Origin of the sequence: Legionella bononiensis, from assembly GCF_016786215.1 — a bacterium.
In the GTDB taxonomy this organism is placed as follows: Bacteria; Pseudomonadota; Gammaproteobacteria; order Legionellales; family Legionellaceae; genus Legionella; species Legionella bononiensis.
Genome location: NZ_JADOBG010000012.1, coordinates 197546 through 209714, shown reverse-complemented (window position 1 = coordinate 209714; position 12169 = coordinate 197546). Strand labels below are relative to the sequence as shown.

The window sequence follows — 12169 nt, the reverse complement described above, 5'->3', positions numbered from 1 at the left end:
TATGGATTGTTTCCCCAAATATCCTGTTGGAGCTGATCATTATTCAGTTAATTCACAACCAGTACTGGATTAGCCCAGTTCATTTTTAATAATACAACACGTGCTGATAATAATTATAACGCCTAATTTGAAATACTGGCAAATTCTGGACTCTAACCCTGTTTAGGACCTATTATAAAAAATTAACTAACAAGAAAAATGGATTTTAGAGGGGCCTGAAATGGAGTGTATAACCGATGCCATTCATCATCATTCAATTACAAAACCCAATCAGACGGCACTGGCCTGGGTAAATCAAAAAGGTATTATTACCGAATCGATGAACTATAGGGAACTGTCAAAATCCGTAAATCAGACAAGTGCATTTCTAAGTAATAAAATGTCTTTGCGTTCTGGTGATAAAGCCATATTATTATTCACCAAAGGTACGGATTTTATAGTAACGTTTCTGGCTTGTGTGCAGTCAGGCATCATCCCCATTCCATTAAAGCATCCTCACAACACTAAAAAATTCAGTACCCTATTAACCATTATCAATGAATGTCAGCCGCAATGCATCATCAGTTCAGAGCCCCTGGATACTTCAGAACTGTGCTCCGTCCCATGGATTAAATATCCAGGTGAAAATACCAGTGATTCGTTTCAAAGACCCGATAACTATCCGGATATCGCTTTTTTGCAATTTACTTCCGGATCGATCAGTGCGCCGAAAGGAGTCATGGTGTCCCACGACAATCTGATTCATAATTTAAAATTAATCGGATTCTATTTAACGAATAAGCCTTCAGATCAAGTCGTTGCCTCATGGCTCCCCCACTACCACGATATGGGATTAATTGGTGCCTATCTGGCCAGTCTCTATCATGGAAGTACCGGTTATTATATGGCTCCGACTACCTTCATGACCAATCCCAATGCCTTCCTTCAGCTTATTTCGGATACTAAAGCCACTCTGATTCAATGCCCCAATGCAGCCTATGAATTTATGGTGTCTCAATGGGATAAGCGAGAAGTGGATTTAAGTTCATTGGACAATGTCATTAATGCGGCAGAGCCTATCCATTGCGCCACTTTGGAAAAATTTTATGAAACATTTCAATCGAAGGGACTTCGCAAAGAAGCATTAAAACCAACCTATGGTCTTGCGGAAGCCACCTTGTTTGTCACTCAGGCAAATACCCCGGTCTGGAAAGCCGATGACAGAAAAGTATCTTGTGGTTATTGTCCCGATATTGACATTCAAATCGTCGATCCGCATACCCGCATAGTTTGTAAAGAAGGAACAGAAGGAGAAATCTGGTTACATAGTAAAAGTAACGCTCTGGGTTATTATAATAAACCGGATCTTACCGAAGAAGTTTTTAATGCAAAAATAATAGGATGCTCCAAAAATTATTTAAAAACTGGCGACCTGGGATTTATGAAAGATCAGCAGCTTTATATCACAGGCCGGATCAAAGAAATAATGATTTGTAACGGCGTTAACATTTACCCTCATGATATTGAATATACCGTTGAACAGTTTCCCGAGATTCAGCCACATGGATGTGTTGCCGTGTCCTGGGAAGATCATTTTGAAACCAAAATCGTCATAATCGCCGAGGTTAAAAATAAAAATCGCCTGCCTGATATGGATGCCCTGGTTCAATTCATACTCCAAAATCATGATATTCCACTACACGATCTCGTTTTATGTTCTCGCTATAGCCTACCCAAAACCACTTCTGGAAAAATAAAACGACTCGCCTGTAAACAATTATATAAAGAACAATCTATTACCGCTTTAAAACAACTTAATGGCAATCTTCGTATTACTCATTTTATTCAGGAAGATCCGGGGCAAAATCATAAAACATTCTATGAATTAGGAGTTGATTCGTTAACCATCACTCATCTGCATGTCCAGTTAACCCAAAAAATCAGTCCTAAATATTGCAATGAACTCTTGGCTTCCAGGCTGTATTCCATGCGGTTGTCAGAATATCAAAACATCCTCAACGCAACTTCCATCAAGGAGCAGAACAGGTTAATAGCCAATTGGTTAAAACGCTTTAAAAACGATTCTAAAACTACCAGTCATCACATTAAAAACGATGCACGGCTTCATTGTTCCATTGAACCTTCGATATTGCCCGTATGCCCCAAGAAAAACATTCATCATATTTTGCTTACTGGCAGTACAGGATTTATAGGTGCTTATTTATGTTTCAATCTGTTGAAAATGACCAATTATCAATTAGTTCTCCTGGTCAATGCTGCTGATAAACAAACAGGTCTGTCACGTGTACTGAATAATCTGAAACACTATGGTCTCCTGGATAGATGTCAGGCAATGGGTTTAGAACAACGGATCAGCATTCTTTGCGGCAATCTTGCCATGGACCATTTTGGTCTGGATGCATCCAGTTGGCAGACTTTAGCCCAAACCGTTGATAGCATCTATCATAACGGGGCAGTGACCCATTATCTCAGCCGCTATGAAGACTTAAAACCCAGTAATGTGGATGGAACAAAAACCATCATTCAATTAGCCACTACTCATCGATTAAAATACATACACTATATTTCAACCACTTTAATTTTTGGCTGGACCCCCACAAAACTATTAGTTGAAGACACCCGAAATACTGCATTCAAATATGTTGATTTTGGCTATGCGGAATCAAAATGGGTAGCGGAACAGTTAATCTGGCAATCAGAAGAACTGGGCGTACCGATTCAAATTTACAGACCAGCCATGGTCACCGCTTCATCTGAAAATCAATACACCGATAAAGACATCGTGGCACGATCCCTGGTGTATTTATTAAATCATCGTGTTGCGATAACTCTTCCTAATCAAATCAGTTTTATGCCTGTTGATGAAACCGCTGAAGACATCATCGCAATTTCCTTACTGGAACATCCGAAACACAAGGTCTATCACCTGGCAGCTGAATACGCGAATTTACCGATGATCTGTCGATATATAACCGAACAGTACCATTATTCATTTAACTCTATGTCATTAGCTGAGTTTAATGAGCATCTGCAACAACATGCTACGGAGCAGGATTTAATTTATCCACTGGTGTCATTCTTTAACAATCATTATAAGAAAATAGCGAAAATGGATAATAAACGTTATTGCAGGAATAACTATCTTGAAGCAAAGAAATTGATTAGGGCAGAACCATACTCAACCCCACTCCATAAAACTTTGGATTTCATTATGAACTACCTGCAAAACAATAAATTGATTCAACCAGCAACGGCGATACCCTTAAATCAACAACAGCATGAACTGGAGATTCCGAAATAATACCATGATTGAAGACGTATCATGGGATGGTTTCATATCAACAGAATCGTTCTTGATCACAGGTTTTAAATTGCGACACTGTTACTTTTTTATTCCTAAGGTTAAATGGTGTCATTCCTCAGACTTTTAATTTGACTTAGCTATATTCTTGTAAAATAATCCAAAACTATCGATTTATTCAACAATACCCCATCGCAACATCAATAAGAAAAGGAAAGTTATGATTGTTATCTTCGTTCATGGTTGGAGTGCCACCCACACCAATACTTATGGAGAGCTTCCTCAATGGCTTGAACGTCAAAGCAATGAGGGAAAACTGAAGATTCAAGTAGGAAATATTTACCTGGGACGCTATATCAGCTTCGTCGATTCAATAACTATTGATGATATTGCCCGAGCCTTTGATCATGCTGTGCGTGATGAAATTGCTGACCAACTGCGAGAGGGAAAACGTTTTGCCTGTATCGCTCACTCCACAGGGGGAATCGTTGTTCGTAAATGGATGGATTTATACTTTAAAAATAATCTTGCGAAATGCCCATTGAGTCATCTTATCATGCTGGCTCCCGCCAACCATGGTTCGGCGCTCGCTCAACTGGGCAAATCCAGACTGGGTCGTATTAAAAGCTTTTTTGAAGGTATTGAACCGGGACAACGTGTACTGGATTGGCTTGAGCTCGGCAGTGATATGAGCTGGCAACTTAATGAAAGTTGGCTAGATTATGATTGCTCTGCTCACGGCATCTATTCCTTTGTACTTACAGGCCAGAAAATTGATCGCCAGCTTTATGATGCAATTAACTCCTACACTGGAGAAGCCGGATCTGATGGAGTTGTACGGGTTACTGCTGCAAATATGAATTACAGTCTATTAAAGTTACATCAGGAAGGGACTAACGGTGAAAATCTTGTTGTCGCCAAAATGACACGAACTCAACGAATGGCATTTGGGGTTCTGCCAGGGTGTTCGCACATCGGGAAACACATGGGAATCATCCGCAGCATTACTATGGCCAATGCCGCAACACATCCTACAGCAATATGGGTCATGCGATGCCTCCAGGTAAAAAGTCGTGAGTCCTATAATACTTTGGCAAAAGAGCTGGATAAGCTGACTGAAGAAACACAAAACAATGAGCATATAGAACGAGTGAAGACGCTTGTCTTTAACCGTGAATACATCACCAATCGCTACTCTATGATTATATTCCGGCTCATTGATGACAGGGGCAATCATCTTGAGGATTATGATCTGTATCTGACGGCTGGTCCCCAATACAGTGAGAATGCGCTTCCTTCAGGTTTCTTTGCAGACCGTCAACGAAATCAGCGTAATCGAGGAAAACTGACTTATTTTCTTGACTACGACATCATGGAAACGGGTATTAATACGCCCCAAATGCAGGGTAATCTGGGGTTTCGGATTAAGGCACACCCTGAAGCAAGTGACCAGGCACTCGCCTATTATAGAGTACTGGATTTTCATTCCTCGCTTGCTGACATTAACAAAATTCTTCATCCGAACGAAACAGTAATGGTTGAAATCATGCTGCAGCGACGAGTAGACAGGATTGTCTCCCGCATCACCAACGACCTTACCCCAGCAAAAATCAGTAGAAAACCTACTGGCCAAAAGGTCGATTGACATGAATCATTGAAGTGCAAGAAACTGTCGACAACGAGAGCTACTTTGCGGTATAATTCGTTCAATTTTTTTACAGATAGAAATTTATGAATCATAAAGTAGGGTTTGTCAGTTTAGGGTGTCCTAAAGCTTTGGTCGATTCGGAACGCATCATTACTCAACTGCGCGCTCAAGGTTACGAGCTGGTTTCCAGTTATCAAGATGCGGGTGTGGTTGTCATTAATACCTGCGGCTTTATTGATAGTGCCGTTAAAGAATCTCTTGATACCATTAAAGAAGCCATGGCGGAAAATGGCCGGGTTATAGTAACGGGCTGTCTTGGAGCCAAAGCAGATATCATCAAGGAAGCCTGCCCTGATGTTCTTCATATCAGTGGAGCTCATGCTTATGAAGAAGTGGTGAACGCGGTGCATCAACATTTACCGCCACCAAAAGATCCGTTTACTCAGCTGGTTCCGCCACAAGGAATTAAATTAACGCCCCGTCATTATGCTTATTTGAAAATTTCTGAGGGTTGCAATCAAAAATGCACCTTCTGCATTATTCCCACCATGCGTGGCAAATTGCAAAGTTATCCTATGGCACAAGTTCTAACAGAAGCTAAAAAACTAAAAGAAGCGGGAGTAAACGAAATACTGGTTATCTCCCAGGACACCAGTGCTTATGGAATAGATACTCGTTATCAACCCGTTGAATGGCAAGGAAAAACCGTTAATACCCGGTTCTATGATTTATGTGAGCAATTGGGCGAGTTAGGTATTTGGGTGCGTTTGCATTATGTGTACCCTTACCCTCACGTTGATGAAATCATTCCGCTCATGAGAGATGGATTGATCCTTCCCTATCTGGATATCCCATTACAGCATGCCAATACACGTATTTTAAAAGCCATGAAAAGGCCTGCCAGCAGTGAAAATACTTTATTACGGATTGCTTCATGGAGAGAAGTATGTCCCGATATTACCTTGCGTTCAACCTTTATCGTCGGCTTTCCTGGTGAAACAGAAGAAGAGTTTTCTGAACTCTTGAACTTCCTTGAGGCAGCTCAATTAGACCGAGTTGGTTGTTTCAAATACTCACCGGTTGAAGGTGCCAAGGCAAATGATTTGGCCGATCCCGTTCCTGAAGAAATTAAAGAAGAACGCTATCATCGTTTTATGCAATTACAGGCTGAAATCAGTAGAAATAAATTGGAAAACAAAATAGGCAGTACTCAAACTGTTCTCGTTGATGAAATTACTGCGGATCAGATCATTGCTCGAAGCAAAGCTGATGCTCCTGAAATTGATGGACTGGTGTATCTTCCACCGACAAAAAACATCAAAGTGGGTGATTTTGTTGAGGTCAATATTGTCGATAGTGATGAGTACGATTTATATGCTGAAGTGAAGTAATTCACTCCTTAAATCAGGCTGTGTTGGCAATCCGATTTGGACTTCCCCCGAAGTATTCGGCGATGTTACAAAGGCCCAGACACAGCCATTAAGTTAAGCCAAGAAGTCCGTATTAACGTAGCGTAATACAGTATAGATGTGGCAACAAACTCCATTATTTCCCCGTATTACGCTTCGCTAATACGGGCTACGAAAATAATTAATCTACAATCTTAGTAGCCTGTATTAGCGAAGCGTAATACAGGAGCGATGTGGCAACACACGCCATGATGTCCCCGTATTACGCTGCGCTAATACGGGCTACGAAAATAATTAATCTACAATCTTAGTAGCCTGTATTAGCGAAGCGTAATACAGGATCGATATGGCAACACACGCCATGATGTCCCCGTATTACGCTGCGCTAATACGTTATGGTTTTTCGGTATCGGACTTACCATACATGGACCCTCCGCCTTCGCGGAGGGCGACGGAAGACAGCGAAGAGTGTCCGTCAACCCTCCGAATCCCATGCTCGTCACCCTCCGAATCCCATCCTCATCACCCTTCGAATCCCATCTACGTCACCCTCCACATCCCATGCTCGTCACCCTCCGCGAAGGCGGAGGGTCCATTATTTATCATTTTGTTTGTGATTCACTTAACTGCATTATTCGCGTGTACCCAGACTCTTTTAATGAGATTTAATATATTAATAGAATATAGCGTTCCCTATTTTATTAGTTGCAATGCACTGTTATGAATATTTTATTATGGTGTTTCGGTATCGGACTTACCATACATGGACCCTCCGCCTTCGCAGAGGGTGACGAGGATGGGATGCAGAGGGTGACGAGGATAGGATGCAGAGGGTGACGAGGATGGGATGCGGAGGGTGACGGAAGGATGCGAAGGGTGACGAGAGGCCGCAGAGGGTGATATATAAAAAATGAGGATCGTTAAGGGACAAGCCCCGGGACGTCGTTTAAGTACTTTTCCCGGGGTTATTGAGAAGTTACGAATTTTGTTTTATCTGATTTAAATTGTGTAAAAATTCATTTGCCGAACTTTCACCAACCAGTTTAAATTCGTTAAGCTCTTTACCTTGTGAATTAAAAAATACAAAAGTAGGCGGAGCAACTACTTTATACTCATTCATTATGGCTTTGTTTTCCGCATCATTAGCGGTAACGTCAATTTTAATGATTTTAAAGTGATTTAACGCCTCAAGAACATTGGGATCCTGGAAGGTAGTTGCTTCCATAATTTTGCAGGAGGCACACCAATCCGCATAGAAATCGAGCATCACGGGAGTTCCTTTTGCTTGTTCGATTTCTCGCTTAATGCTTGCCAGCGTTTTTGGTTGATTTATTGTGGGTTGATAGGGCGTTACAGTAGCTGCCTGCAGATTTGCCAAAGGCTGTAATGGATTAGTTGATCCCATGCTGGCACCTATCAAAATCAGTAAGCCATAGCCTAACATGATGATACCTGCACCTTGGCAAAACTTTTCTCGACTGGAGATGGAGTGCGTAAAAGCACCAGTGTAAATTCCTGAGAATATCAGTAAGCTGCCCCACAGACCCATAGTCAATCCAGCGGGTAAAATGCGCTCCATCAGATATATGGCCACAGCGATGAGCATAACACCAAAAAATGCTTTAACTGCATTCATCCAGCTTCCGGTTTCTGGTAACCATCTTCCAGCTGAAGTTCCTATGAGCAGCAAAGGTGTTCCCATACCCAGACTTAAGAAAAACAAGGTAAGTGTTCCTAAAAGCACATTACCGGATTGGGCAATATAGGTTAATACACCGATTAATGGAGCCGTAACGCATGGGGACAGGATCAGCGTGGAGAGACAACCCATAATCGCAGCACCTATATAGTGCCCCCCTCTTTGACTTCGGCTTGAGCCGGCTATTTTAGCCTGCCAGGAATCAGGAAGTTTAAATTCATAGAATCCAAACATTGATAAGGCCAGCAATACAAATATCAGGCTGAATATGCTGATTGCCCAGGGTGATTGCATGCTGATTTGCAGATTGGCTCCTAATTTTGCAACAACCGCGCCGACGACAGCATAAGTGATTGACATACTTAGGACATAACTTAACGAGAGGAAAAATGCTTTTTTTGTGGTGACGTCTTTACCATGACCGATGATGATTCCTGATAATACGGGTACCATGGGCAGGATACAGGGGGTAAATGAAAGCAGTAAACCAAATCCAAAAAAAATAAACAGTATGGTTATCCATCCATTGGTTTCGAACACTTGCGAGATTTCATTGCGCGGTGCTTTGGAGGTGACTTTGGCAGCATCTGATGACTGCTCCAAATTAACCAGCGAAAGCGCTAATGTTTCATCAATGGCTACTTTGATCTGCTTTACTTCTGGCGGGTAGCAGAACCCGTCATCAGCGCAGCCCTGATAATGCAGGCTCAGGATTGTTTCTCCGGGTTCTTTACCCAGTATTGCGACCGGCAGAGACAGTTGATTTCTATATACATTATAAGTATGACCCTGTTTGTCCGTTTTTATCACTGTAGGTGGAAAACGCAAAGCCCCTAGATGAATGTTACTGTCTGCTTGTTCTGTTAATTTAATTCTGTCGCCATATAAAAAATAATCCGGTTTTATTTCCCATTGGATTACAAAAGTATTGGGGTCGACTTTATTTACATTCACCTGAAATACTTCCGAAGCAGGAAGCGGTTCAGCATGGGTAAGCGAAGTGATAAAGTAAAGTATTGATAATAAAAGCCATTTTTTCATGCTTTGCCTTCTTGCCATAAAAGATTAGTCCTCATTGTAGTGCCAGTACAGATAAAACGAAAATATTTTTTGTTTTAACCCTTGAAAGTTTTATTCTTGGCCCCATATGCCAGTCATCAGGATTGTTTGCCAGGTGGCAGGCAATACTCGTAAATCATAGTTTAATTAAAATCAGGAGATAAAAGTATGAAAATTCGTCCTCTACACGATCGCGTAGTTGTTCGTCGTATGGAAGAAGAGCGTACCACTGCAGGTGGTATTGTTATTCCAGATAGCGCTACTGAAAAACCCATGCGTGGTGAAATTATTGCCGTTGGTGCTGGTAAAGTGCTGGATAATGGAGATGTTCGTGCTTTGGCAGTGAAAATTGGTGATGTAGTACTGTTTGGCAAGTATTCTGGTACAGAAGTTAAAATTGATGGTAAAGAATTAGTTGTGATGCGTGAAGACGACATCATGGGTGTAATTGAGAAGTAATCTAATCTAATTGTTTAAGGAGATTGAGTAATGGCTAAAGAATTACGTTTTGGTGACGATGCTCGCCTACAAATGCTTGCTGGTGTTAATGCATTGGCTGATGCAGTACAAGTGACCATGGGTCCACGTGGCCGTAATGTGGTATTAGAAAAGTCTTATGGTGCACCTACTGTCACTAAAGATGGCGTATCTGTTGCTAAAGAAATTGAATTTGAACAACGTTTCATGAACATGGGCGCTCAAATGGTTAAAGAAGTTGCTTCCAAAACTTCTGATACTGCGGGTGATGGTACAACAACTGCTACTGTATTGGCTCGTTCTATTCTGGTTGAAGGGAACAAAGCTGTTGCTGCCGGCATGAATCCAATGGATCTGAAACGCGGTATCGACAAAGCTGTATTGGCTGTTACCAAAAAATTACAAGCTATGTCCAAGCCTTGCAAAGATACTAAAGCAATCGCTCAAGTTGGTACTATTTCTGCTAACTCTGACGAAGCTATTGGTTCTATTATTGCTGAAGCAATGGAAAAAGTAGGTAAAGAAGGTGTGATCACTGTTGAAGATGGCAATGGTCTTGAAAATGAATTATCTGTTGTTGAAGGGATGCAATTTGACCGTGGTTATATTTCTCCTTACTTCATCAACAATCAACAAAACATGACTTGTGAACTGGAACATCCATTTATTCTGTTAGTTGACAAGAAAGTTTCAAGCATCCGTGACATGTTGTCAGTACTTGAAGGTGTTGCGAAATCAGGTCGTCCATTATTGATTATTGCAGAAGATGTTGAAGGTGAAGCTTTGGCAACTCTGGTAGTTAACAACATGCGTGGAATTGTTAAAGTATGTGCTGTTAAAGCGCCTGGCTTTGGTGATCGTCGTAAAGCAATGTTACAAGACATCGCGATTTTAACTAGCGGACAAGTTATTTCTGAAGAAATTGGCAAGAGCCTTGAAGCGGCTACTTTGGAAGATCTGGGTACTGCTAAACGGATTGTTGTTACTAAAGAAAATACAACCATTATCGATGGTGAAGGTAAAGCAGCTGAGATCAATTCTCGTATCGCTCAAATTCGTGCTCAAATGGAAGAAACTACTTCTGACTACGATCGTGAGAAATTACAAGAGCGTGTTGCTAAATTAGCTGGTGGTGTTGCTGTAATTAAAGTAGGTGCTGCTACTGAAGTAGAAATGAAAGAGAAGAAAGCTCGTGTAGAAGATGCTCTTCATGCTACTCGTGCTGCAGTAGAAGAAGGTATCGTTGCTGGTGGTGGTGTTGCATTGATTCGTGCTCAAAAAGCACTGGATTCATTGAAAGGCGATAACGACGATCAAACTATGGGTATCAATATTCTGCGTCGCGCTATTGAATCTCCAATGCGTCAGATCGTAACTAACGCTGGTTATGAGTCTTCTGTAGTTGTAAACAAAGTTTCTGAACATAAAGATAACTATGGATTCAACGCAGCAACTGGTGAATACGGTGATATGGTTGAGATGGGTATTCTTGATCCAACTAAAGTTACTCGTATGGCATTACAAAATGCAGCTTCTGTAGCCAGCTTAATGTTAACAACTGAGTGTATGGTTGCAGATTTACCTAAGAAAGATGAAGGTGTTGGTGCTGGCGATATGGGCGGCATGGGCGGTATGGGAGGCATGGGCGGCATGATGTAAGCTTCCCTGCTTTCCTTAAAAACCCGCCTTATGGCGGGTTTTTTATTGTTGAGAAATACAAGGCATGCGTTTTTAATCTCCCTGAAAGCACCAGTTGTTATTTAATCAATTTAAACTATTATTAGTATCAGAATAATAAATAAGGGATAAATTATGAGTAACGTGATTAAAAAACTGGAAGTGGCTCTGGCTGATACCTATGCCTTATATCTTAAAACTCAAAATTATCACTGGCATGTTAAAGGCCCTCAATTTAAAAGTTTGCATGAGCTGTTTGAAATGCAATACAAAGAATTAGCAGAAGCAGTTGATCAGGTTGCTGAGCGAATATTAATGATGGGGCATAAGGCTCCAGCTACTTTTCCTGAATTTAATCGATTAAAAACCATCAAAGATGGGGATTCAAGTTTGAGCGCCAATCAGATGGTTATTGAATTGGCCAAAGATAACAGTACTTTAGTTAATGATTTAAATCAGGCAATCAAAATTGCCCAGGATAATAATGATGAGGGAACGGTAACTTTACTAAGCGATCGTATTGCCGCTCATCAAAAGGCACATTGGATGTTAACTGCTTCAATTGATACTAAATAATGAAGTGATTGTATAGTGCAGCCCAAAATTCTCAGTGATTTACCCGGAGAAGTGATTTGTCTACTAAACGGTATTAGATTGAGGTATCAGATCGTAGCCTGTATTAGGCGCAGCCGTAATACAGGTTTTGATTACGCATCAATTCTGTATTACGGCTGCGCCTAATACAGGCTACAATTTAGATGGATATTTTTGTACTCGTGCTTCCTTATTCAATTTGATCCATTAACCTGAAGCTATTGTAACCAGTCTCTACATTCCCTATTATATGTCCTTGAACCCTAGATGGCTTATTAGTGAGTATGTTGAAATTTTATACTCTG

At 41.1% G+C, this 12169-nt stretch carries 7 protein-coding genes; 6 read left to right on the top strand and 1 reads right to left on the bottom strand.

Annotated elements, in window-relative coordinates:
- Nucleotides 1–220: 220 nt before the first annotated feature.
- The 3 genes from IZU94_RS09150 (at nt 221) to rimO (ending at nt 6340) form a co-directional block, all read left to right on the top strand.
- Entirely contained in the window at nt 221–3301 is a 3081-nt protein-coding gene (locus tag IZU94_RS09150) for a thioester reductase domain-containing protein (RefSeq protein WP_203110030.1), read from the top strand.
- A gap of 220 nt (nt 3302–3521) precedes the next feature.
- The gene (gene plaB, locus IZU94_RS09145; protein ID WP_203110027.1) at nt 3522–4946 is read left to right on the top strand and encodes a phospholipase PlaB; all 1425 of its coding nucleotides are present in this window, start codon (nt 3522–3524) and stop codon (nt 4944–4946) included.
- Between the two features lie 86 nt (nt 4947–5032).
- On the top strand, nt 5033–6340 hold the full coding sequence (gene rimO / locus IZU94_RS09140; RefSeq protein ID WP_203110025.1) for a 30S ribosomal protein S12 methylthiotransferase RimO: 1308 nt from the start codon (nt 5033–5035) through the stop codon (nt 6338–6340).
- Nucleotides 6341–7334: 994 nt separating this feature from the next.
- Here rimO and dsbD read toward each other — a convergent pair.
- Nucleotides 7335–9098 carry a protein-disulfide reductase DsbD gene (gene dsbD, locus IZU94_RS09135; RefSeq protein WP_203110023.1) on the bottom strand — a complete coding sequence of 588 codons (1764 nt, stop codon included), beginning with the start codon at nt 9096–9098 and terminating at the stop codon, nt 7335–7337.
- 186 nt (nt 9099–9284) lie between these two features.
- Between dsbD and groES the strand changes: the two genes are divergently transcribed.
- The 3 genes from groES to IZU94_RS09120 all read left to right on the top strand — a co-directional run bounded on the left by groES (nt 9285) and on the right by IZU94_RS09120 (nt 11846).
- Nucleotides 9285–9575, top strand: a complete 291-nt coding sequence (groES, locus tag IZU94_RS09130) for a co-chaperone GroES (RefSeq protein WP_058474718.1) — start codon at nt 9285–9287, stop codon at nt 9573–9575.
- Between the two features lie 30 nt (nt 9576–9605).
- The gene (groL, locus tag IZU94_RS09125; RefSeq protein ID WP_203110021.1) at nt 9606–11252 is read left to right on the top strand and encodes a chaperonin GroEL; all 1647 of its coding nucleotides are present in this window, start codon (nt 9606–9608) and stop codon (nt 11250–11252) included.
- A gap of 153 nt (nt 11253–11405) precedes the next feature.
- A complete protein-coding gene (locus IZU94_RS09120; protein ID WP_203110019.1) occupies nt 11406–11846 on the top strand; it encodes a Dps family protein in 441 nt (146 codons plus the stop codon).
- Nucleotides 11847–12169 lie beyond the last annotated feature (323 nt).